General features: G+C 60.7%; 20 protein-coding genes and 1 riboswitch. Of the genes, 4 read left to right on the top strand and 16 right to left on the bottom strand.

All coding sequences use genetic code 11. The features are described 5' to 3' along the window. Window positions 1-9: 9 nt before the first annotated feature. A complete protein-coding gene (locus tag RLW55_RS19790; RefSeq protein WP_414462057.1) occupies window positions 10-807 on the bottom strand; it encodes a helix-turn-helix domain-containing protein in 798 nt (265 codons plus the stop codon). Window positions 808-956: 149 nt separating this feature from the next. Here RLW55_RS19790 and RLW55_RS19785 point away from each other — a divergent pair, with 149 nt between their 5' ends. Continuing rightward, the gene (locus RLW55_RS19785; protein WP_423415160.1) at window positions 957-1,424 is read left to right on the top strand and encodes a lysozyme inhibitor LprI family protein; all 468 of its coding nucleotides are present in this window, start codon (window positions 957-959) and stop codon (window positions 1,422-1,424) included. Here the strand turns inward: RLW55_RS19785 and RLW55_RS19780 are convergent. Together RLW55_RS19780 and RLW55_RS19775 are read right to left on the bottom strand one after the other, a co-directional pair. After that, complete coding sequence (locus RLW55_RS19780; RefSeq protein ID WP_409562559.1) at window positions 1,403-2,077, bottom strand: septal ring lytic transglycosylase RlpA family protein; 675 nt, start codon at window positions 2,075-2,077, stop codon at window positions 1,403-1,405. The two genes, RLW55_RS19785 and RLW55_RS19780, sit on opposite strands and share 22 nt — an antisense overlap. Window positions 2,078-2,216: 139 nt before the next feature. Beyond that, window positions 2,217-2,762 carry a septal ring lytic transglycosylase RlpA family protein gene (locus RLW55_RS19775; protein ID WP_423415159.1) on the bottom strand — a complete coding sequence of 182 codons (546 nt, stop codon included), beginning with the start codon at window positions 2,760-2,762 and terminating at the stop codon, window positions 2,217-2,219. 613 nt (window positions 2,763-3,375) lie between these two features. On the opposite strand from RLW55_RS19775, the gene chrA reads away from it, so the two are divergent. Beyond that, window positions 3,376-4,704, top strand: coding sequence for a chromate efflux transporter (chrA, locus tag RLW55_RS19770; protein ID WP_409562561.1), 1,329 nt, complete (start codon window positions 3,376-3,378; stop codon window positions 4,702-4,704). Window positions 4,705-4,706: 2 nt separating this feature from the next. Here the strand turns inward: chrA and RLW55_RS19765 are convergent, their stop codons facing one another. Continuing rightward, window positions 4,707-5,672, bottom strand: coding sequence for a magnesium transporter CorA family protein (locus RLW55_RS19765; protein WP_423415158.1), 966 nt, complete (start codon window positions 5,670-5,672; stop codon window positions 4,707-4,709). Between the two features lie 209 nt (window positions 5,673-5,881). Here RLW55_RS19765 and RLW55_RS19760 point away from each other — a divergent pair, with 209 nt between their 5' ends. Then, a complete protein-coding gene (locus tag RLW55_RS19760; protein WP_409562563.1) occupies window positions 5,882-6,196 on the top strand; it encodes a hypothetical protein in 315 nt (104 codons plus the stop codon). Window positions 6,197-6,284: 88 nt separating this feature from the next. On the opposite strand, the gene RLW55_RS19755 is transcribed toward RLW55_RS19760, so the two are convergent. Together RLW55_RS19755 and RLW55_RS19750 are read right to left on the bottom strand one after the other, a co-directional pair. Next, window positions 6,285-6,800 (bottom strand): bactofilin family protein, encoded by a 516-nt coding sequence (locus RLW55_RS19755; protein ID WP_409562564.1) that lies wholly within the window; start codon window positions 6,798-6,800, stop codon window positions 6,285-6,287. Window positions 6,801-7,031: 231 nt separating this feature from the next. After that, window positions 7,032-7,361: a hypothetical protein gene (locus tag RLW55_RS19750; protein ID WP_414462064.1), complete on the bottom strand. Its 330-nt coding sequence runs from the start codon at window positions 7,359-7,361 to the stop codon at window positions 7,032-7,034. A gap of 221 nt (window positions 7,362-7,582) precedes the next feature. Between RLW55_RS19750 and RLW55_RS19745 the strand changes: the two genes are divergently transcribed. Then, entirely contained in the window at window positions 7,583-8,881 is a 1,299-nt protein-coding gene (locus RLW55_RS19745) for a polysaccharide deacetylase family protein (RefSeq protein WP_423415157.1), read from the top strand. 642 nt (window positions 8,882-9,523) lie between these two features. Here RLW55_RS19745 and RLW55_RS19740 read toward each other — a convergent pair. The 10 genes from RLW55_RS19740 to RLW55_RS19695 all read right to left on the bottom strand — a co-directional run bounded on the left by RLW55_RS19740 (window position 9,524) and on the right by RLW55_RS19695 (window position 23,481). Beyond that, complete coding sequence (locus RLW55_RS19740) at window positions 9,524-10,174, bottom strand: hypothetical protein (protein ID WP_423415156.1); 651 nt, start codon at window positions 10,172-10,174, stop codon at window positions 9,524-9,526. A gap of 122 nt (window positions 10,175-10,296) precedes the next feature. Then, window positions 10,297-10,995: a glutathione S-transferase C-terminal domain-containing protein gene (locus RLW55_RS19735; RefSeq protein ID WP_423415155.1), complete on the bottom strand. Its 699-nt coding sequence runs from the start codon at window positions 10,993-10,995 to the stop codon at window positions 10,297-10,299. A 17-nt stretch (window positions 10,996-11,012) separates the two neighbouring features. After that, entirely contained in the window at window positions 11,013-11,423 is a 411-nt protein-coding gene (locus RLW55_RS19730) for a hypothetical protein (RefSeq protein ID WP_423415154.1), read from the bottom strand. 90 nt (window positions 11,424-11,513) lie between these two features. After that, window positions 11,514-12,503 (bottom strand): hypothetical protein, encoded by a 990-nt coding sequence (locus tag RLW55_RS19725; protein ID WP_423415153.1) that lies wholly within the window; start codon window positions 12,501-12,503, stop codon window positions 11,514-11,516. A gap of 76 nt (window positions 12,504-12,579) precedes the next feature. Then, window positions 12,580-14,433, bottom strand: a complete 1,854-nt coding sequence (thiC, locus tag RLW55_RS19720) for a phosphomethylpyrimidine synthase ThiC (protein ID WP_423415152.1) — start codon at window positions 14,431-14,433, stop codon at window positions 12,580-12,582. Between the two features lie 100 nt (window positions 14,434-14,533). Beyond that, a riboswitch (TPP riboswitch) is annotated at window positions 14,534-14,643 on the bottom strand. 95 nt (window positions 14,644-14,738) lie between these two features. Next, entirely contained in the window at window positions 14,739-16,409 is a 1,671-nt protein-coding gene (locus RLW55_RS19715) for a DUF4332 domain-containing protein (RefSeq protein WP_423415151.1), read from the bottom strand. Between the two features lie 118 nt (window positions 16,410-16,527). Continuing rightward, window positions 16,528-17,316, bottom strand: coding sequence for an NAD(P)-binding domain-containing protein (locus RLW55_RS19710; RefSeq protein WP_423415150.1), 789 nt, complete (start codon window positions 17,314-17,316; stop codon window positions 16,528-16,530). A gap of 19 nt (window positions 17,317-17,335) precedes the next feature. Then, window positions 17,336-19,477: a hypothetical protein gene (locus RLW55_RS19705; protein ID WP_423415149.1), complete on the bottom strand. Its 2,142-nt coding sequence runs from the start codon at window positions 19,475-19,477 to the stop codon at window positions 17,336-17,338. Window positions 19,478-19,489: 12 nt separating this feature from the next. After that, window positions 19,490-22,486, bottom strand: coding sequence for a DUF4159 domain-containing protein (locus RLW55_RS19700; protein WP_423415148.1), 2,997 nt, complete (start codon window positions 22,484-22,486; stop codon window positions 19,490-19,492). Beyond that, the gene (locus tag RLW55_RS19695) at window positions 22,483-23,481 is read right to left on the bottom strand and encodes a DUF58 domain-containing protein (protein ID WP_423415147.1); all 999 of its coding nucleotides are present in this window, start codon (window positions 23,479-23,481) and stop codon (window positions 22,483-22,485) included. Before RLW55_RS19695 ends, RLW55_RS19700 begins: the two co-directional genes overlap by 4 nt. Between the last annotated feature and the right edge of the window lie 6 nt (window positions 23,482-23,487).

Below are 23,487 nucleotides of genomic sequence, written 5' to 3'. Positions count from 1 at the left end.
GCGGCAAGATCATCCGACGAGTTTGGCGTAGCCTTCAGCGACGGTTTCATCAAGCAGGCGTTTGTATTCCGCATAAGCTTTGTTTTTCGGTGTTACTTCGCCGAAGGTGTCGCCGTCGAAGTTTTGGCGCTGGGAATACAGAATGGGCGTTGCGACCGGGATGAAGGTCGCGCGCTGTTTGTTCAGAGTCGTGATGATGCCGCGCATCTCTCCCGCGCGATCGAGCTGGGAGACGACGACCATGCGCATCGCGCCTTTCGTCAGCGAGACGAGGTGGATGAAGCTCGATGATGCCGGAATGTAGAGGCGGCCGCGATGGGCATACGGAGCGTCCGGCCGGTCACGCTCCTGGAAGAGCAGGCTCGGCCATTCCGGGTCCCAACTGATGTCGGTGCGGTAGGCGACGATGGTATCTGGCAGCGAGAAGGAGCGGCGAAGCGTCAGGTAGCTGCCGATGTAGTGATCGACGGCGGCTTGTGTGTAGGCGCCCATGTAGATCGGCGCGATGCCGCCGCCGTTGCGAGCAAATTCGAGCGGACCGCTGGCGCTTTCGACGGCGACCGTTTCACCGTGCCAAGCGTCCCGCAGGCCGTGGAAATCGAGGCCGAGCACCATGCAGACGTCAAACAGCGTCTGGTCTCTGACCGAGCGGCCGCCGAGCAAATTCTGGATCGTCTTTTCGTGGCAGTCGGCAGCATCGGCGAGCTCGGCTTGCGTTAGCTTCTTTTCGACCATCGCCGTCTTGATGCGGTCGAGCGCCTCGGTGCGAGTGGTGGCGGGCGCAATCTGGTCGGCGACTTTTTTCATGGCCCACGAGTTTCGATGCGTGGCGACGGGACGCCGCCGTTGCCGGAAAATACCGATTTTTTCCGCCTGGAAGCAATCGGAATCGGACGTAAATTCCCGGCTTCTTCCCGTTGCTGCTTACTGGGGCCGGACGGGCTCATGTTTCCGCGATGCATTCGGCATTCTTCTCGCGTCGTCACCGCTGGGGTGACGCGGTGCGCCGCCTCGGCGCGCAACCCGAGGAGATGGGCACGATGTCGGACACGGTTACTTCAAAATTGGCGGCGGCGATTTCCATGGGCTCGCTGCTGGCGCTCGCCATCATGGCGGGCAGCGTTCGGCCGGCCGCGGCGCAGGAGTTCGATTGCCGGAACGCCGAATTCGCATCCGAGATGACCATCTGCGGCAGCGGCCGGCTGTCGGCGCTCGATGAGCGGATGAACGAACTCTATCGGGATTTGAAGGCCGCTTACGGCACCCGCTACCAGCGTAACGGTCTCAAAGCCTATCAGCGGCAATTTCTCGATGCGCGCGACGCGTGTGGGCGCGATACGGAATGCATCAAAGGTGCGTATCTCGATCAGATCAGCGTGCTGGAGGCGCGCCTTGAGCAGGTTTACCGGCGCACCGAACGTTGATCGAGGTTTTCGACGACGTGGGGCGGATCCTGCCGGTCGACGACTTCGAGTTTCACGGCGGTCAGGCCCTTATCCGTCATCGAGAGGTCTTCGGCGGCCCGGCGGGACAAATCAATGACACGGCCGGGTTTGAACGGGCCGCGGTCGTTGATGCGAACGATGACGCTTTGTCCGGTGTCGACCCGCGTAATGCGGACACGGGTTCCGAAGGGCAGCGTTCGGTGGGCGGCGGTAAGGGCGTTCGGATCGAACGCTTCGCCGGAAGCAGTCTTCTTGCCCGAGCCATAATACGACGCGATGCCCTTCATGGCATGGGGCTTAGCGGTGCCCTCGGTAATCGGACCGTGCAGGCCGAACGGCGGGGTAGCCACTGTGGCGGTCGCCTTGACGCGTTTGATCGCCGGCTTGTTCAGTGTGATCTTGGCTCGCCAGTGATCGAATTTGATGGCGGGCGGTTTTGGCGGATCAGGCTCGGGCTGGGTGTTCGTGGCCCAGACGCCGACGGATGCGGTGGCGGCAGATGTTGTGGCCGCCGACGTCGCGACGACGGCGTTGCTTGCCGGCCCCGACAGAGCTTCTGAAAGCGATTGAGCCTGTGATGAGCCGCTTCCAGCGAAAACGGCTGAACTCACTAAAACGGCAACATAAGCCACACGAGTGCTTCGGCGCACGCACATTCCCCCCGGAACATCCCCGAATCACTGTGATTATGACGATTCTAATGGCGGAAAAACGTCGGGAGGCGCAGGTTATCCAACGCCTCCCGTCGTTTTAGTCAGAGCATAAGCGTCTTTAGTTCAAGACCTGCAATGAGACACGGGCCACGCCGGCGCCGGTCATGTTGATGGCACGGGCTGCGCCGCGCGACAGGTCGATGACGCGACCGCCGACAAACGGACCGCGATCGTTGATGGTAACAACGACGGACTGGCCGTTCGATTGGTTCGTGACGCGCACGCGGGTGCCGAAAGGAAGCGAGCGATGCGCCGCGGTCAGACCGTCCGGGTTGAAGCGCGCGCCCGAAGCCGTGCGCTGGCCCTGCCAGTAGTACGACGCCATACCGCCGCCGCCGCCGCCAGAAGCATAGCCGCCGCCAGAAGCATAGTGGCGCTTACGCGACGAACCCTGTGCATAGTGCTTGCGAGATACTTTGCGGGCATACCGCGACTTAGAAGACTTGTGGTAGGATTTATACGACGACTTGCGATAGACGGCTTTCTTGTGAGAATGCCCGCAGACATAGGCTGCGCCTTCGCACTTCCAGGCCGCGTTTGCTGGCATGGCTGCCGCTGTGATTCCCGCCAACGTGAACGCGGCTACCGCGATAGTTGAACGCATAATGCACTCCTTCATCAGGAGCAGCAGTGGTTTCGGGTCGAATGGGCGGTTTCCCCCGCCCGTGATCCGCTTCCTTCAGCGATCACGGGTCAACCGCCTCGGTGGCGGCACCGTCCGTGTATGTTGGGAGAAAGTTGCCCCTGTCTCGGAAAACCCCGTGTGACCCGTTACTGAACTCCAGAACCCAGTTCGTACTGCTGCCCGTGCTTGTTGACTGGGGTTACCCCCGTCCTGGCAGCGGCCAACGAGCACCGACTGGCTCCCGCGGTCAACCCGTTGCTGCTAACACTTTTTAACCATAATTGGTAACTGTCGGAAATATATCATTTATTTTAACTGCATCTTTAGGTTGCGCGACGCCAGGTCGCAGAATTTAACAATCTTTCACGGAACAAAAATCTTAACGGGCCATTCGTCATATTTCGTTTACCAATCAAAAGCCTATCTCGATCGGCCAGGACGGACGCTCCGTATGCGCCGATTACCCGTTTTCGAAAATGCACTTTTAAATCGCGTTGCCGAGCTCTCGTCGGCTGCCGTGTCGCGAGATGTCCGCGCATGTTATTGGCCCTCCATGCGCGAGAGACTAGCGCGATGAGATGGATCGAATGCGATGGCGGATGTCCGGCGACAGCAGCACGATCAGCCGGTGCCGACGCCATCATTCGCTGAGGCACGCGCGGTTTGGTTGCGTATTGGGCTGATGTCGTTTGGCGGTCCCGCCGGACAGATCGCTCTGATGCACAAGGTCCTCGTCGATCAGAAGCGATGGTTGGACGAGGGGACGTTCCTGCTGGCGCTGAACTTCTGCACATTGCTACCCGGTCCGGAGGCGATGCAACTCGCGACCTATGCAGGATGGCGGATGCATGGTGTGCGTGGCGGTCTAACGGCTGGGCTGCTGTTCGTTCTGCCGGGCGCCCTGCTGATCCTTGCGATCTCCATTCTCTACGGCAACTTCGGGCAGGTGCCGATCGTTGCCACCCTGTTCGAGGGGATCAAGGCGGCGGTGCTGGCAATCGTCGCCGAAGCGCTGTGGCGGATCGCACGGCGCGCGCTGACGAGCCGGACGGAATGGCTGGTCGCTACGGCATCGTTCATTGGGATCTTTCTGTTCAAGGTGCCGTTTCCGGTCATCGTGCTGGCGGCGGCGCTGGCGGGCTGGGGCCGGACACTGGCTTCCGGCGGCGGCAATTCCGCATCGGCAGCAGCGGCGTCAACTTTGGTTGTGCCGATCGCATCGACACTTAACACGGTCGGGCTTTGGCTGGCAGTGTGGCTCCTGCCGCTGCTGGCCGTGGCGCTGGTTTTCGGGTTCGATCATGTACTGGCGCGGCTTGCCCTCTTTTTTTCGAAGCTGGCGGTCGTGACGTTTGGCGGCGCTTATGCCGTGCTCGCCTACATGGCTCAGGATGTCGTCGAAAAATACGGGTGGCTCAGGCCCGGCGAAATGCTGGACGGACTGGGTCTCGCCGAGACGACGCCGGGGCCGCTGATCCTCGTTACCGAGTTCGTCGGCTACCTTGCGGCGGCGCGACATGGCGGCGGGCCAGCTTTGCTGTTCGGAGTGCTCGGCGCTGTCGTTACGTTGTGGGCGACGTTTGCGCCGTGCTTTCTCTATGTCTTCGCCGGTGCGCCGTACATCGAGTGGCTGAAGGCGTCGCCGAAGCTGAAAGCGGCCTTATCAATGATCACGGCGGCTGTCGTCGGCGTCATCTTCAATCTGTCGCTCTGGTTTGCGTTGCATGTGTTTTTCAGGGTGCAGGCTGAAGTGGGGTTTGGGCCGGCGCGGCTCGACGTGCCCTTGCTCGCCAGCGTCGATGCCCGGGCTGTCGGGTTGGCGGTTCTTGCCGCCGTGCTGCTGTTCGTTTTTCGCCTCGGAATCGTAACGACGCTCGGCGTTTCAGCCTTGGCATCGTTGCTGCTGGCTTGGGCGATGTGACGTCAGAGCCAACCCTTCTTCTTGAAATAGAGGAACGGGATCAAGCCGGAGATGAACATCAAGACGAGGGCCATCGGATACCCGAACGGGAAATCAAGCTCCGGCATGACTTTGAAATTCATGCCGTAGATCGAGGCGACGAGGGTCGGTGGCATCAGCATCACGGCCATGACCGAGAACAGCTTGATGATCTGGTTCTGCTCCGTCGAGATCATGCCAAGCGTCGCGTCGAGCAGGAAGCTGGTGCGGGCCGAGAGAAAGCGCATGCTTTCCATCAGCGATAGGATGTCGTGGTTGGCGGCTTCGATGCGACTGAGCACGCGCGTGTCGTCTTGGCGTTCGCGAGCGGCATTGGCGAAATAGAGCGACAGGCGGTGAAGCGACATGGCGCTTTCCTGTGCTCTCGCGGTGATGTCGCCTTCCTTGCCGACCGTCCTGAGTAAGACGTCCAGTCGCCGGTTGTGCGCGGCCTGTCCCTTTTGGGCAAAGACGACCGGGGCGATGCGCTCAATTTCATCCTGCACGCGTTCGATCAGGTCAGCTTCGCGCTCGATCAGCATTTCGAGCAGGCCGATCATGACGCCCGCGCCCGTCACGCAATCGGCGTCGCCTTTCGCGGCGCGGGTGACGTAAACCGGAAAGGCCTTCGGCTCGGCGTAGCGCACGGTGACGAGGTGGTTGCCGGACAGAATGAACGTGATGACCGACGTCATCGGCATATCCTGTGCGTTGTGATGCAGGATAATGCTGGTCATGTAGTAGGCGCCGTTCTCCGAATAGAAGCGGTTCGACGCTTCGATCTCGCGCATTTCGGAGCGGGTCGGGATTTCGATGCCGAGAGCGTCTTCGATACCCTTGTCTTCGTTTTCGCCGGGATTAATCAGGTCGATCCACACGCTCGACGTAAGATCGCCCGGCTCTGTGCGCTTGATCAATTTGCCGCCGAGGGCGTCATAGACCGTTATCATTGATTTCAACCTTGCTGTGAAATGCGTGCGGCGTGGATGCTAGAACGCCGTCGATAGGCCTCAAGCTCGCGGCGCAGCCATTCAACGGCGCCTCCGGGCCGAACAAGCCCGCCGAACGGCCGAGCTTGTTCTGGCCGTCGGCGTTTCGGGCTTTGCCCGGCGGTCGCGAGTCCGATATGACGAATGCATCTTTAATTGGAGCTGCTTCCATGTCTCCGCGATTGACGATCGTTTCTGGTGTGGCCGGAATTCTGTTTTGCGGATTGGCGACGTCGGCTGGCGCCGGAGGAATTCAGTGCAAGAACGGCTTTCAGCTAGTGCAAGGCTCTTGGCTTTCCACGCCCTACTGCCAAGACGCACTGGTTGCCCAGGTAGCCCATGAATATGGGTTTAAGGCGACAGCGGCGGAGGTTCGCAACAACCCGATGTTCAAGCAGCGTCTTTGCCGTTTCATCGGCCAGGATATCCGGATCAAAGAGACCTGTAGCGAGGTAACGCCGGTTCCGGGGCGCGGATTTTACTGACGCCGCTATCGTAGGCCACCAGGCACAAAAAAGGTGATGATCGCTTGGTACGATCATCACCGGGATGGCATCGAAAAAACGTCAGGTCTCAGCCGAGATCTGGCGTCACTTCGCTGATGTCCTTGGCGCGGCGGACGCTGCCGTCGAACTGGGCGCCTTCGTCGATCGAAAGCGTCTGCTTGACGATGTCGCCGTCAACGCGCGAGGTGGCGTTGAGGTTCACGGACGAGCCCTTGAGTGCGCCGCTGACTTCGCCCTGCACCGTGATGGTGCGTGCCGTGATGGTGCCGGCGACGCTGCCCGTTTCACCGACGGTGACTGCTTCGCCATGAACATCGCCCTGGATGTGCCCGGCGATGAGCAGCGAGCCCTTCGTCTTGATTACGAGCTGCTGGCCCGAGATGGTGATGTCTTGTCCGAGGACCGATGTCGGCGCGTCGATGGCGTGTGTGTGTGAGTGATTGGCGGTCTGCTGGATCGGCGAGCCGAAAAGCGGCGGTGCCGGGGTCTTGGGTGCCATCGATGGGATCGATGAAGCGTGTGGCGTGAGTGTCTTGGCTGGCTCTGCGACGCGTGGTTCCGGCGTCGCTACGCGGTTGAACATCGGTCTACCCCCAAACAAAAAAAGAACTGCTGTCGCCCTTCCCGCTGAGGCACAGCATCACGCTAGTTTGGGTACATTATGTCCAAGTCAGCACTGGCGCCAGGATTGTTTCGCCGCGGTGCGGAATCGGCGGTCCGAGGCAGCAATCGTTAAGACGCTTGTTCCAAAGAGAAACGGGCCATCGCGTGTGGCGAGGCCCGCTCTGGATTTCCCATCGTGGATTCGTGTCGATCAATCCCAGTAATTCACGAACGGCGCAACGACGTGCGTTCTGCCGTGGCGATCGCTGTAGACGTGTGCGAACGGTGCATCGACGACTGTCCGGCGTCCGCTTTCGACGCGCGTGAAGGGCGCATGCACAACATTACGGCCCCGGTGATAGTGACGGTGATAAATCGGGCGGCCATTCCGGTCGTACCGGTCATGGACCTTGATCAGGTTGGACGGCGCATCGGCTGCGCCGGGCTTTGCAGCCGGGAAGGCGTTGGCTGTTACGGAGACCGCCAGCATCGAAGCCAGCGCTGCCGTGACTGCGATGAGGGGACGGGAAAATGCCGTCATGACAATACTCTTCTCGTTTCTGTTGCTACGCTTTCAAAACTGACGAAGTGAGCTTTTGGTTCGCATTTTTCCATGCGTCAATTGTCTGAACGGTTGCCTCTTTTGCTCGGCGCGATCCAATCCCTGACGCCTTAATGCGACGTACCCTGCAGAATCTGCGGGTCTGGGCTTCCGGCAGCGCGGGAGTCTGCTAGATTCGTTAACAAAAAGGGGAGGTCGTCATGGTCATTCACCGAGTGGGGCTTGCCATTATCTTAACGGCGCTTCTCGGGCATGGCCCGGCGTCGGCGGCAGATGAAGCGGCGTGTCCGCGTTCGGGAACGCTTGGCGTTTCCCGCACCGTCGAGATCGATACGACCGGCGGGCCGGGCTTCGGAATGGAGCACTACAAGGCGTACGACTTCCTACAGGACAAGGAAGTCGTTCTGACATTCGACGACGGTCCGCAAAAGTACACGACAGAAGCGGTCCTCAAGGCGCTGAATGACGAATGCGTCAAGGCGACGTTTTTCTCGATCGGGAAAATGGCGCTGGGCTATCCTGAGATCATTCGCGAGGTCGCGAAGGCCGGCAATACCATTGGAACGCATACGTGGAGCCATAAGGCGATTGCCAAGCTTAAAACGTTCGATGCGGGCAAGGACGAGATCGAGCGCGGTGTCAGCGCCGTGCACCGCGCGGTCGGTGGTCCCATAGCACCCTTCTTCCGGTTTCCAACCCTCGTCGATACGCAGGAGGCCGTCGCGTATCTCGGCAAGCGCAACATCGCGATCTTTTCGACCGACATCGACAGCGTCGACTACAAGCCGCAAACGGCTGATCATCTCGTCAAGTCGCTGATGCAGAAGCTCGACAAGAGGGGCAAGGGCATCCTCTTGATGCACGATATCCATAAAACGACGGCGAAGGCGTTGCCGATGCTGCTCGTGCAGCTCAAGGTCAAGGGCTACAAGATCGTTCATATGACCGCGAAGTCTCCGGTGACGACGGTCGCGGAGTACGATCAAGCCATCGAGAAGGAAGCGAAGGGCCTGCCGCAAGTCGGCGCCGAGAAGCCGCTTTCGAGCGTCGTCAAGACGGTTGGTGGAACGCCGCCGCCAAGCGAAGCGCCATCTTCATCGGAAAATGGCGAGCCGGAAGGGTTGCCGGCGCCGCCATCGCCTGAAGCCGCGTCGTCCGCTCCGGCTGCTGCGCCGCTTCCGGCTTTTCCGGCGACGCCGCCCGCTCCACAATCCGTTCCTGAAGCGGCGCCCGCTCCGGGAAAGCAATCTTCGGCGGAGTCCGCGCCTCAGGAGGTCAAATCTCCGGTGGCGACTGTGTCGGAGACAGTCGACGGCGCGGCAAAGCCCGTGAGCGTTGTCGCGGCGGCCGAGACCTCACCGGTGAAGACGGTTTCGGGGACAGCGCATATAGACGAGCCAAAGAAGGTCGACGCGCTTGAGCCCGCGCATCCGGGCGAGCCACCGAAATCGATATCCGAGAAGCTGAAAGAGACGTGGCAGTTCTGGTTCGGCGAATAGCACCGACAAAAATGAAATGGGTGGCAGGGTTTGCCACCCATTTCATTTTGGACGCCCTGTAAGGCCCCCCCGGGCCCGCCGCAAACCAAGCTTTCTGCCCGAGCGCACAACAGCGCGACGGCAAGTTCTTGGGCGTTCACCACGGTCTGACGCTGATAATCAGAGACGTAGCGTTTCCGGCATCATGTGGGCTTGGTCCCCCAATCGACCCCCCGATCGACTGCCCACGAGAGGGACGCTATTGGACCTTGACGGGGGCTTCCACAGAAAACGAATCAGTTTTGCTCGAATCCAAAATCGTGTGGCGTATTGGATACAACAAAATGAATATTCAGTACTCAGACTATAGTCTTGTGGATAGCTGCTTTCGGAGGGAACTACGCAAAGAGAAGGGCCGCTCGTGAGAGCGGCCCCGTGAGATCATCGTCTGAAAGCGGAGTTGCAATGTCTGCCGCTTAGGTGTCAGGCGCACTCCAGGAGAGTTCCGTGTGCAAGCCCGAGCGACCTCGACATCGACCGCCTCAAGATCCCACTCGACATCGGATCACCTCCTCTCTGTTGTTGAAAGATGAGATAAGCTGACATTGTTTGCGCGCTTTGAAAAGCCTTTGTTTTATGACGCTTTGTTAAGTCTGGTTCGCGTTATTTGTTGAGGCAACTCGGATAGGGCGGTTTCTCGTCCGGTCTGATTGCGCAGAGGCGGATCGGTGCGAGCTTCGCCAGCCGGTCTTTCCATTTGCTCTCGTCGATCGTCAGGTTCTCGGCATTCGCGGCTGTGCGTTCGGCCCATTGCACCGTGTAAACGGCGGACGCGGATTTGATTGCAACGACGAGGGCAGTTTCGCTGTCGTCGCCGCCGCTCGCATCGATCTTGCCGCAACTCGCGACGGCCACGAATGCGTCTTCGCCGCTGATCTCGGTCTGGCCGAACGGCTTTACTGAGAATGTTTTCGGGCAGGCCTTTTGAAATCCGGCCGCGATCTGCGCCGCGAAGTATTGTGCGGAGAGGTCGGGGTGTGTGGGGGCGGCTTTCGCGCCGGTCACAGTGATCATCTGCGACCACTTCTCGGCTGTCTCGCCTTTCAGCACGGCTTCGCGAATATAGTTGTCGGCAGTCGGCTGCTCATAAACGGTGGTGAAGTCTGTGGGCAGCGTGAACATCACGAGCTTCCCAAAGATCGGCGAGATGACGATCGGCGCGGATGGGCTGCTTGGGGGCTTGGCCGTATCGTCGGCGATAGCATATCCCGGCCAAGTGCAGAACAGGGCGAGCAGAAACAGCGAACTTCGCATGCAGCACATCCTTGATGGTTTTCCGGAACGGCTAGCGTGCAGATATGACCATAGTCAGACGGCGCCTGCGTCAATTCCAGGGTCGTTGCAATGTCGGGAAGTTTCTCCCCCAACAACGCCGTTCATGTAGAGCCGGTGACGGCGTCGTGGATGGCGCGGCAGTGGTGCACCATGTTGTCATGCGCTACGACGAATTTCTTCAGCGGTGTGTCGATGTCATAGAAATAGATGTTGGCAATAAAGCCATAGATGCCGGCGTCTATCGTTGATGGTTTGGGGCCGTGAACAAAGCCCTCGGCCGGGATGAGGTTGGCCAGAACCCGCAAGTCTGCGAGGCCGCGCGCCATGGCCTGATCCGGCTCGTAGCGTCCGATCCCTTGATAGTAATAGCGCTTGGCGTTGAATTCTTTCGCAGCGGCGAGGCCCTCTTCCGTCAGTTGCGGATGTTCGCGCAGCAACGCATCGCGGAATTGCTTCCAATAGCGCTCGTCCTTCCAGCGTGAATAGGACATGACCCAATAAAGATCGTCGAGCAGGCGCGTGACGAGGAGATCGGTGTCGCGCTGGGCGGGTGTCAGCGCGTCATCCATCGTCACGCCGTACTTGCGCGTGACGTGCGCAATGATGGCGCCGCTGTCGCCGATCGTTTCGCCGTTGTCGACGATGTAGGGAAGCTGACCGCGCGGCGCGGACGAGGCGTCGAAGATGTGTTCGTGCACGAACGGTACGCCTGCCAGTTTCAGGAAGGCATAGACTTTCAGGCCGTAGCCGTTGTTGTCGGCGACGCCGAACAGCGTCGGGTAAGAGTAGAGCGTGAGCATCGCGCGAACCCTTAAGCCTAAGACCTATGCGCACGCATTTCCATGGCACGGCCAAACCCAGCAAGCAGTGTGCCGACGGCAAACAACGCCAGCACGATGTATTGGAGGTTATCCTCGACACCTTCCTTCGCGATCATGAAGTCGGAGATATCGGCGTCCGACGACTTGAAGCGGTTCAGGGTCTCGTCGCGCGCGGTTCGTGCCCCTGTGATTTTTTCCGCGGGCGCATTGAGAGCTTGCAGCACCTCGATGCGATTGTCGTAAATGGCTTTGATCTGGACCTGTGCCGATTGCTGGGTGCTGAACGCGGCAAGGCGCCATTCGATCTCGCGCTTCAATGGATCGAGGTAGAACATCTGCATTGCCGTCGAGCCGAGCAACAGAATGATCCCGAACAATTCACCGAGCTGATAGACCCTGAACCCCATTGCTTCCCCCGCGGTTGGCGTTGGGCGGGCGGCGCTGGTGTCACCGCTTCCGCCAACCGCGATCCTAGCAAATGGGCGTTTGCTGACTATTTATTTTTGAGGTCTACGACGATTGACGCCGCCCTTCCGGGACTTTTCTGTTCTCGGTCGCCCGGGGATTAGGAAGTCGATCTCAGGGTACGCATCTATCATTTTTGTTTGAGCGACGAAGATAGGCTCTGAAATATCGGCGGCGGGAGGAAAGTACTTGTCCTTCATTAAAGTTTCGGCGAGTTCGGTTTTTGGCAGCGGAACGCCTGTGTAAGTCGTAATTACAGTCGATCCAAAATCAATGACACCCTTTGCAAACTTGGAATTGGCTATTTCTTTTGCGATACGAGAGATGTTGTGTGTTGTTTTTGTTATGGCGCTATTTTGTGATCCGAGCGTGGCGACCTCGCGAGAAAGGGATTTGTATCGTGCGTTCTCAAGCAAGGCTTCGAAAAGAGCTGTCATTTCAGTGGCTGTATTAACCTGGGCCTTAAGTGATCCATATGATATTTCTTGGTATTGCGATAATACGCCCTTTAATACGGCGATATTTGACCGCATCTCCATTGATCGGGATTTCTCTAATATGCTATCAAGATGCCCGTTCGTCCAGGGAATATCAAAATGACAGTGACTCTTTTCTTTCATTGCAGTCAAAAAGATCGGCAATTCACTGCAGATAAGTATTAATGCGTCTACGGCTTTTTTGTCTTCGGGTTTTTCGGGCTTAGTTCTCGTGAAACTTCCCAGGTTTTTGTCAGTCGTAATTCCAAATTCTTCAAAGCCCGGCGCAAATATCTTCATCGAGAGCTCTCGATGTTCCTTGTCATCAACAAAGTGTAGCGCTTTAGAAAAAATGGCGGGCAATTCGGCTAAAACATTTTCGTACCTCCAGCGATCTTTGATGAGAATTTGACTGATTCCGCGGGAGATGAGCTCTTCCAGGATAAACGGGAGCATTTTTCCGCTCGCATACATCCCGGTGTCGCGGGTTTCAAACGCCAGTAATGAAGGCAGCAGAAACCGTCCAATGTGAGGGGTTCCAGACATAATTTATATCTATCGACAAACTGGCGGCGGGCAGAAGAGGCCCGATATCTTAGCACGCCTCGTGCCCTTTCTCACGTCAACGAGGATTTTTAGAATCAGTTTCAACGTAGATCTGGTTGCCCATCTCCTTGAACTTCACGCTCATCTCGGACATGCCGATCTGCTGGTCGTTCAGCGTGGCGGCGTAGTCGCGGACGTCCTGCGTGATCTTCATCGAGCAGAACTTCGGGCCGCACATCGAACAGAAGTGCGCGACCTTGTGGGCGTCCTTCGGTAGCGTCTCGTCGTGGAACGACATCGCTGTGTCGGGATCGAGCGACAGATTGAACTGATCCTGCCAGCGGAATTCGAAACGGGCGCGCGAGAGCGCATCATCGCGAAGCTGCGCGGCGGGGTGACCTTTCGCGAGATCGGCGGCGTGTGCTGCGATCTTGTAGGTGATGACGCCGACCTTCACATCGTCGCGGTTCGGCAGGCCCAGATGCTCCTTCGGCGTGACGTAGCAGAGCATCGAGGTTCCGAACCAGCCAATCATCGCGGCGCCGATGCCGGACGTGATGTGATCGTAGCCTGGCGCGATGTCGGTCGTCAGAGGTCCGAGCGTATAGAACGGAGCCTCGCCGCAAGCCTTCAACTGCTTGTCCATGTTGGCTTTGATCTTGTGCATCGGCACGTGACCTGGGCCTTCGATCATGACCTGGCAGCCCTTGTCCCACGCGATCTTGGTCAATTCGCCAAGCGTTTCAAGCTCAGCGAATTGCGCGCGATCGTTGGCATCGGCGATGGAGCCCGGCCGCAGGCCGTCGCCGAGAGAGAACGATACGTCATACTTCCGCATCAGATCGCAGATCTCGTCGAAGCGTTCGTAAAGGAAGCTTTCCTTGTGGTGAGCAAGGCACCACTTCGCCATGATCGAGCCGCCGCGTGAAACGATGCCCGTGACGCGATTGGCGGTTAGCGGCACGAACGGCAGGCGCACGCCGGCGTGGATCGTGAAGTAATCGACGCCTTGCTCGCACTGCTCGATCAGCGTGTCGCGATAGAGTTCCCATGTGAGCTTCACAGGATCGCCGCCGCACTTTTCGAGCGCCTGATAGATCGGCACGGTGCCGATGGGCACGGGCGAATTGCGGATGATCCATTCACGCGTGGTGTGGATGTTGCGGCCCGTCGAAAGATCCATGACGGTGTCCGCGCCCCAGCGGATCGCCCACACCATCTTTTCGACTTCCTCTTCGACCGACGACGTCACGGCGGAATTGCCGATGTTGGCGTTGATCTTCACGAGGAAGTTCCGGCCGATGATCATCGGCTCAAGCTCGCCGTGGTTGATGTTCGCCGGAATGATGGCGCGGCCGCGGGCGATTTCGGAACGCACAAACTCCGGCGTGATGTGCTCGGGGATGTCGGCGCCGAAACTTTCGCCGTCGGCGAGCGCTTCCTTGGCGCGCGCGAGCGCTGCCGCACGACCGAGGTTTTCGCGATGGGCGACGTAGATCATCTCTTTGGTGATGATGCCTGCGCGCGCGTATTCGAATTGGGTGAGGGGAGCGGAAGACGTGGCACAGCGCGGTTGATAGACGGTCGGAAACACGCGCGCAGCGTGGGCGCCCGTCACGTTGCCGTTGTCTTCCGGTTTGATCGTGCGGCCGTCATAGGCTTCCGTGCCGCCGCGCTCGGCAACCCAAGCGTCGCGGATTCGCGGGAGACCGGTCGCCACGTCGATCGTTACGGTCGGATCGGTGTAGGGGCCGGACGAGTCATAAACGCGGAACGACGGTTCGTTCAGATCCGTGAGCGCGATCTCGCGGAATGGTACGCGCACGTCGTCATGGCCTTCGGGCGAGGAATAGACTTTCGTCGAAGCGCTGATCGGGCCGACAGTGACTTTCGGCGTCTGGATGTCGGCGGTGCGGGTTGGCTTGTTCATGACGTTGCTCCTCTCGGCCACTCCATTGGTAAGGGAGTGCTCCCTGGCTGCACGCGCACGCGCAGAATTGCGTTGACCGGAAAGGTGCGGAATGCGGCTCTGCCGCGGAATGCCCCGTCCCTTCGCCGGCATAACCCGGATCAGGTTCGAAGGGTGCTCGCGCTTTCTTACGCGATCTCAGCCGGACAACCGGCGCCCCTCGGAAACGGGCACATTCTTGCGCGGATGGGGTGCGCTTGGCAAGTGTGGCCCGATGATCCTCGGACAAGCCCAGGGATGACATCTTTCGGCGTAGCCGAATGGCGCTAGGCCGCTGCTGCCTGCTTGGCGAACTCGACCCAGCTTTTGATTTTTTCGATGTCGGGTGGGCGGCCTTCGCGCAGGACACGCTTGCCGGCCGATGTGGTCGCGAATTTCAGTACGCTAGCGGACAGTGCGAGCGGATCGGCTTCGGCGACGGCTTCGGCCGTCTTGTAGCCCGCCCCGACAAGCAACTGTGCATGCGTGCCGCGGAGGCCCGGTACGGCCATGACGAGTTGTGCCTGATCCTGCCATTCGAGAAGTGTTTCGGCATCGAAATGCGGGTCGTCGAGTTTTTCCGCGAGCTGCTCGGGATCCTGCTTCAGGAAATCTGCGACCGTGTGAATATCGATCGCCGCGAAGCGATCGGCGATTTTCGGTCCGATGGAGGGTGCCGCTTCGAGGTCGTCGCCTTCGAGCAGATACACGCGTGTTTCCGACGGACGATCGGATGACGGCCGCGAGGGTGAAATCGGCGCCACTGTCGTGGCAGGTGTTGGAGCGGGCGTGTGTGCCGCTGGGGGCGCCGCTGTTGGCGGTACTGTCGCCGCGCGTTGTTGCGAGGGCGTCCAGAGCGGCTCCATGCGCGCGGCAATGCTCGGCGCGGCACGTGGCATAGGCGGCGGTGTTTTCGACAGCGGGATCGTCGGCGGCGTTTCGGAAATGTCCATTTTGGTCGCGGCCGACTTCGCGACGGCAAGCTCCAGTGGCGTGTCGTCGGGGCCGTTGATGCGGGCGGCGCGGGCGGCTTTGCGCTCGGCGAGCTTTGGCGCCAGGACTTCGGCGTTGTGAAGATCGCGGATCGTGCGATCGTCTTCGGACAGAGATTTGTCGACGCGGCCGGTGGTCTTCAATTCGTCGTAGATGGCAGCGACGAGCTTGCGGTCTTCTTCGTTCGAGAGCCGCTTTTCGATGAACTTCCTCGGGATCTGCGTCATAGCGAGGAAAGTTTCCGCCGTCAGCTTCACTTCAGGCGCGGACATGCCGGATTCGGCGATGGCTCTGTCGAGCACCTTGCCGAAGCTCGTGGAGGCATAGATCAGCAGTTCCGCGACGACGGTTTTGGCAATGTCGTCGAGGCCTTCCTCGGGACGAGAAGCGCCTTTGTGAATATCGTAATGGGCGATCAGCTTCTCGTAGTAGCGGTGCGAGAACTCGGCGCCATCGCAGACGAATTTAGGCAGCCATTTCTGGCCGGAAGGAACGGCGATGCTCAAGCGCCCGAAGCGCTTTTCGCCGAGTGCGCGCAGCGTATTGTAGGAGCGATTGATGCTCCATTCCGTGGCGCGGTGGATGGCATTCTCGGCTTCCGTCTGGCCGGTGTGGAACGGCATCACCGGATCGGTGAAGTAGTGGCTCAGTACGCCCGCGGCGTAGACGGCTTCCGGCCAATTACCGGCTTTGAGTTCGAAGACGGTGCGATTGTACCACTCCTGCGTCTTCTCCGGCGCGCCGCCCCAGTAGTTCTCGGATACGTGCAGGACGTGATTCTTGAAATCCTTGAAGGTGACGTCAGGGGCTTTCGAGCCCTCGAGATAGCGCTCGACGTGTTTCAGAAACAGGCGGGTCCAATCGGCGCTGTCCGGGCGCGTCATCGCTTCCAGCGCATCGAGCGCCAGCTTGTGATGAGTGCCGTTGGCATGCGTAGCATACACAATTCGAAAGAGCGGCGACATTTGAGGCCCCAGTGCTCGCGGTGAACGGGCTCGCGGTGAAGTCTCGCGACGAAAGTGCAAGATGCTTACGCGAGTCGGGGCTGTCGCTCGATCCGTGCGGCAGGGACGCCGCAGGTCATCAACGGTTTTCGCGCTTGGAGCGCGCCTGTTTTTCAGCCGCGAGATCGATGATGTCGGCTCCCGCGTTGCGGTCGCGGGCGATGCGGCGGGCGAGATCGGCGCGGCGGGCGATCTGCACGATGTTCATTCCGTGCGGGGGCGCGCGTTCGGACAGGACGCGGGCGATCATGTCCGGCGTCAGGCCGCAGGCGGCGCCAAGGGCCATGGCTTCCTCGCGGGCGACGGCATGGGCGGCCTCGATGTAGCCCATGAGGGCTGCGGCAGCGTGCGCACTCCCGAGCGGGCCAGTACGCTCGACGGTGCCGAACAGCGAGACGATGCTCGCTGCCATCTCGGTCGCAATCTCGGCCCCGCCGAGAAGAACTTTGGCTCGGCCTTCGGCAGCAGCGGCGCCGCCGCCGATCAACGCCGCGTCCGTCAGCGAAATGCCTCGCGGCTCAAGGAGTTCGAGCAGCGCATCGAGTTCACGCGGCGTCCGCGCACCGAGATCGACGATGACAGCGCCCGACAGCGGAGCAAAATCGAGATCGGACGCGTCGCGGCCTATCAGCAGGCCGCGGAACGCTTCGGTGTCCTCGATGGCGATGAGGATGACTGGACAGTCCGCCATGCCGTTCGAGGTCGGCGAGACTGGCTCCAGATGCTCGCCGTAAATGGCGGGTGAGGCACCCGGCAGAGCTGCGTAAAGTGTGGGAATGCGGCAGGCGGCGAGGCGTTCGGCAATTGCCGTTCCAAATTCGTCGTTGCCTATGACGCCGATTGGCCGGGTATTCGAAGCGCTGCCCATGGGGTTGTGTGCCCTCTCATTATCGTCCCTCACGCCACCACGCCAAGGCGATGAGAGCGAGTAGCAGCGAAAGCGCCGCAAATCCCGTAAACATCGGCGTCAGCTTGACGCCGCGGGTCAGAAACGCTTGCCGATCTTTCAGACCGAGCCAGTCTGAGCCCGCCATCACCTTGGCCGCTGACATCATAGAGATACGCGGCACGTCGATATCGGTTGCAGTCGCGAGGAGGCCGGACGGCTTCGTCCAGAAGATACCGCCGCCGGTCGCGTCGGCGATGGGCTTCATTTTCTGGTCTGTCGCAGTGACTTCGCTCATTTCGCGAGGGTCTTCGACGCCGGCATTGGCGACGGCGGTCAGCTGGCCGTTGGGGCCATCGGTTTCGACTTTGTAGAGGCCCGGCATTTTGACATCGATGGCCGAGCGCCAGACACCAGGCTCGACGGGCACAGGCTGAAGCGTGACCGTAGACGTGTCGCCGCCGGGACCCAGCACCTTCACAGGCGGAATTTTGTCTTCCATCGAGCGGCGCTCGATCGTGAGCTTTAGACCTTTAGCGGACGCGATGACGCGTTCTTCCTCAAGGTCCGGCTCTTTCATCAGCCAATGCGACAGGCGGCGAAGCAGGTCGGTGTGCGGGCCGCCGCCGTCGTAGCCGCGCGCCCAGAGCCAGGAGTGGTCGGACGTTAGCAGCGCAACGCGGCCTTTGCCTTTGCGGTCGAGGATCAGAAGAGGCTTGTCTTCGGCGCCATTCATCAGCACGCGACCGCGCAGCGGCGTCACCTCGGCCTGACGGAACCATTTGCCCCATGACGGCTGCGGAGAATTGTCGGCGACCTGCGCGCCGTTCCAGCCAGGAAGGTTGCGCGTGACAGGGTGCTTCTGGCCTTCGGCCGTCACCTTCGCTTTGAAAGGCATTTCGAGGACGCGGCCAGTCGGTGCCGCAGGAAGTACCGGCGCGAGCGGCGTATTATAGATGCTGTACGGGCCGGCATAATCGTCACCCGCGGCAACCAGCAGCGCGCCGCCGTGCTCGTTCACGTAGCGGGCAATGTTGTCGTAGTAGAGAAGCTGCAGAATTCCGCGGTGCTCGTACCGATCGAAGATGATCAGGTCGAACTCGTTGATCTTCTCCGAGAACAGCTCGCGCGTCGGGAATGCGATGAGCGAGAGCTGATTGATCGGTGTGCCGTCCTGCTTCTCGGGCGGACGCAAAATTGTGAAGTGGACGAGATCGACGGCGGCGTCGGATTTCAGCAGGTTGCGCCATGTGCGTTCGCCTGGGTGCGGCTCGCCCGAGACGAGCAGCACACGCAAGTTTTCGCGCACGCCTTCGGCCGCAACGACGGCGCGATTGTTTGCCGTCGTCAACTCGCCGTCGACAGGCTGCAATTCTATTTCGACGATGTTCGTCCCGGTATGCGGGATCGGCATGTCGATCTTGACGTTGCGGTTGACCTCGGTGCGGATCGTTTCGTCGGGTTGGCCTTCGCGGCGAACTTTCAGCGTCGCAGCGCCAGAGTTCGCGGATGGGGCGGTACCGGTCTGGCGGACGGCAACTTCGATTTCGCGCGACTGGCCAACGAGACCGTAACGCGGAGCTTCGATCACCTCGATGCGGCGGTCGAATTCATCGCGCTTGCCGGTCAGCAGCGTGTGAACGGGGGCGTCAAAGCCGAGCGATGCGGCGGACTTTGGCACGTCGTGAACTTCGCCGTCGGTCACGAAGATGACGCCCGCGATGCGGTCCGGCGCAGTGTCGTTCAGCGCGGCATTCAGGTCCGTGAAAAGGTTCGTTCCCGGCGGCGCTGAATCGGACGGCACGCCGCCCGTCACCCATTTGATGTCGAGGTTCGGGATCTTGGCGAACTTGGCTTCAAGATTGGCGCGGATCTCGTCCATCTGCTTGGTGCGATCGGCGAGCTTCTGGCTCGGGCTTTCGTCGAGGACGACGATCGCGACGTTAGCGAGGCTTTCGCGCTGCTCTTCCTTCAGGATCGGATTGAACAGCGCTGCGATCAACGCCGCCAGCGCACCAGCGCGCAGAAAAGCGCCACGTGAACGGCGGAAAAGAAGAATGAGGATCAGCGCGGTCGCCAGTACCGACAGGCCGATCAGGATCGGCATCGGAATCAGGGGCGCGAAGGTAATCGACCAGTTCAAAACCTAATGCCTCTACTGACCGAGCCGCTCAAGCAGCGCGGGAACGTGGACCTGATCGGCTTTGTAGTTGCCGGTCAACGCGTGCATGACGATGTTGATGCCGCCGCGGAACGCCATCTCGCGCTGCATCTCGCCGCCGGGCACGACCGGATAAAGCGGGCGACCGCGGTCATCGAGCGCCCAGGCAGCAGCAAGATCGTTCGACGTGATCATGATCGAGGTCACGCCGTCTGAAACGCGAGCCTTGTGGGATTCGTTTTCGTCTTTCGGCGTCGCTTCGACCCAAAGCTGGCCGCCGTCCCAGCGGCCCGGGAAGGAGCGCAGCAGATAGAACGATTTCGTCACGACGTGATTTTCGGGAACGGGTTCGAGCGGAGGAACGTCGAGTTTGCTCAACAGCCGCTGGATGGCGGTGCCGCCTTGGCCTGCCATCGGCAGCATGTCTGCGCCGCCGTCGCCATAGTCGCGGGTATCGAAGATGATGAGGCCACCTTCTTTCATATATGCGTCGATCTTGGCGATGATTGCGTCGGGCAACGCCTTTGCCGTCTTCAGCACCGGCCAATAGAGCACGGGATAGAACGCGATCTCGTCTTTCGTGATGTCGACGGCTGCGGGTTCGCCGGGCTCGACAGCCGTGCGGGTTTGCAGCACGCGGCCGAGGCCTTTCAAGCCCGCGCGGCTTGTGTCGTCGGTTTCTCGATCGCCGCTCAACACGTAGGCGAGCGTGACCTTACTCGTCGCGTCGATGGCGGCATTATCGGCGGGCGATGCGGGAGGGCGTACGATCACCGGGCCTTGCTGCTGGGACGGGCTTACCGGACTGAAGCCATCAAACTGAGGAATGGCGTCGCGAAACTCGGACGGAAATTCCTGCGCCTTCGCATCGGTGCCGAGGGCGATGATGCCCGCGCCTAAAGCAAGAAGACCGAGCACGATCGTGGAAGCCGTTGCGGTGCGGCGCCGCGATCCGGGGCGGCGGGAAAAGAGACCGGCGATGCCGCCTGCTTGCAGGATCATCACGGCGATGATGTCGAGGAACAGCAGGCCGAGCGCCAGTGCCAACAGCGCGGGCTTCAGCGAGGTGCTGGCAGCGTTGTCATACGTCAACCTCTCGATGCTCGCGGGCAGTTCCGGGAACGGCGCAAGCGTGCTCTTCACGGTCAACACGTTGACGGCGCGAGGTGCCGCGGCCTGGCCGTAGTAGCCCGGCGGATGCTCGAAGTTCGGTCGAATCGCGCCGATCTCGGCGGCCTTCAGAGGTTCGGCAGTCGGCGGTGGTGAGATGAGCGTTCCGACGCCGCTCAGCGTCTTCAGAGGTGCAAGCACGCTTGCCGACACGGTATTGGCTTTCGTTGCGGTATCGGCTGCGGCCGTATCCGACTGCGGTTCCGCCGATGCTGCAGCGCCGACCGTTCCCATGGTCGAGAGGCGGCGAAGCATTTCGACGAATAGCCCGGACATCGGCAGGTTCGACCAGTCCGAGTTGGCGGTGACGTGGAAGAGGACGAGTCGGCCGTTGCCGCGTTTCGCGGACGTGACGAGGGGCGTACCATCTTGCAGACGCGCCCAGATCTCGACGTCAGGAGTCAGCTCGGCCGGGTCGGCCAGTACCTGGCGCGTAACGGTGACATCCTTCGGCACGGTCAAACCGGCGAACGGACTGGTCTCGTCGAACGGTGCAAGCGCCTGAGGTGACGACCACGAGAGCGCGCCACCGAGCGAGCGGCCGCCGCTGCGCAGTACGACGGGCAGCAGATTGTCGCCGGCCTTTTCGAGGCGCGGTCCTGCGAAGCGCACGAGCAGCCCGCCATGTTTGACGAACTCGTCGACCTTTTCTTCGGCTTCGCCGCTGATCGTGCCGATGTCGGCGAGAACCAGAACGGAGATGTTCTGCTTCAGGACGGCGTCGAGGCCTTCCACGAGGTTGGCGTTTTTGGCAGCGACGACGTCGGCGTAAGGCTTCAGCGCCTTCTCGATGTAGTAGAGCGGCGCGAGCAGCGGCTGAGCTTCCTCGCGGCTTTCGCCTGAGAGAAGACCCACGCGGTGCCATTGCGTCATGGCGTCGATCAGGCTGACGGCGCCCGCTGAGCGTTCGCCTGCGATTTCGATGCGAGCGACTTGGTTGCGCAGTTCGAGCGGCATTTCGAATTTAGCTTTCGCGGATGTTGCGCCGGGACCGAGCTTGAAGGGCGCTTCACCGAGACGTTCGCCGCGAGCCGAAAAGGCGTTGACCACACCTTCGCGCGCCGGGCCACCGGTCGAGAGCACCGTTGCTTCGAGCTTGCCGCGCTCGGCGAGGTCGGCGACGAGGCCCAAGGCTTCGCGACCTTTGGTTTCATCGATGACGGAAAGCGTACCGCCACCAGCTAGATTTTGCAGTTTCGTTGCGACGTCGCTGACTTTGCCTCTGTGATCGATGCCGTCTTCGATCCAGACGATCGAGGAATTTTTCACGGCGGCGTCAGACAGCGCCGTTTGCAGGGCGGCGACGGCGGCTTCGCGATCAGGTTCGAATGGTTGCGGTTCGATTGCCGCTGCCGTGCTGCGCGCTTCGCCGGGCGGCTCGATCTTGATCGCGGGCAACTTCGTGGCGGCGGCGGTCGGCACCAGCATGACGGGACGGCCCCCGCTTTCCGCTTCGCTGATGAGGCGTTGCATGATGTTGGCGCGCTCAGGCCAGCGCGATGCTGCCGCCCAGCCGTTATCGACGAAAATGACAACGGGGCCGGTGCCGGTCAGGCCTTTTTCCTTCGAGGGATTGAGCATCGGGTCGGCGAGCGCGAGAATGACGAGCGTCGCCGCGATGAGGCGCAGGAGCGTCAGCCACCACGGCGTCTTCTCTGCGGTCTTTTCGTCGTTCTCGATGCCGACGAGAATGCGGGTCGGGGGAAATTCGATCTGCGTCGGGCGCGGCGGCACCGCGCGCAGCAGCCAATAGATCAGTGGCAGCGTGACGAGCGCCGCAAGCAGCCAGGGATTGAGAAAAGCGAGCGGGCCGAAGCTCATCGGGGGCGCTCCTTATCGTCGGAGCTGATGGCATCAGAGCTGGACGACATCCAACGGTAGCCCTGGGCTGAACCGTTGAGGCGCATCAAGAGCGACAGCAGCGGCTCGGAGGCGGGGCGGTCGGTGTGGTGGGTCAGCAGCGACCAGCCGAAGCGTTTCGCCATCTCGGCAACTTCAGCGCGATGGGCTGCGAAGCGTTCCTGATATTTCGGACGGAGCGATTCAACGCGGTCGGCAACCCAACGCTGACTGCCGGACGGCGTCAGGAATTCGGTGCGGCCGTGATAAGGCAACGTCTCTTCCGCCGGGTCGATGACCTGCACGAGATGTCCGCCGACGCCATTGCCCGCGTACCCTTCAAGGCGTTCGCGGATGGCATGCACGGGGGCGAGAAAATCGCTGAACAGGATCAGGCCGGAAAAGCGGTTGAGGCCGGCGTTGGGCGGCAAGCTTTTCTGGATCGTTTCGGAATTGGCGTTGGCGGCAATCGTTTCGGCAATACGCGTCGCGGCGTTGCGGCTGGCAGTCGGCAGCATCTGCGCGAGCAATGCAACGCGCTCACCACCGCGAACAAGCATCTCGGCGGCGGCGAGTGTCAGCACCAGCGCGCGGTCGCGCTTGGTGACTGGCGCGAGATGGCTCTTGAAGTCCATCGACGGCGAAATGTCGGGCCAGAGATAGAGCGTGTGCGCGGCTTCCCACTCGCGTTCGCGAACGAAGAGATGATCGGAGCTTGCCGAGCGGCGCCAATCGACGAGGCTCGCATTCTCGCCCGACTGATATTGGCGGAACTGCCAGAACGTTTCGCCGGGTCCGGCGCGGCGCCGTCCGTGAATGCCCTGCGCGACGGTCGAGGCGATGCGCGCCGCTTCCATCAGCAGTTCCGGCATCCGGTCGACAAGCGTAACGGCTTCGCGCTCAAGCGTGAGGACGCGCCGCCTTTCGGAGCTGTTGCCTTCGCCAGACGTTCCTGTTCGCCCGATTGGGCTCGCCATCCCGCA

This window comes from Hyphomicrobium sp. B1 (assembly GCF_049532635.1).
In the GTDB taxonomy this organism is placed as follows: domain Bacteria; phylum Pseudomonadota; class Alphaproteobacteria; order Rhizobiales; family Hyphomicrobiaceae; genus Hyphomicrobium_B.
The sequence above is the reverse complement of the archived record's forward strand: the minus strand, read 5'-3'. Positions and strand labels throughout refer to the sequence as shown.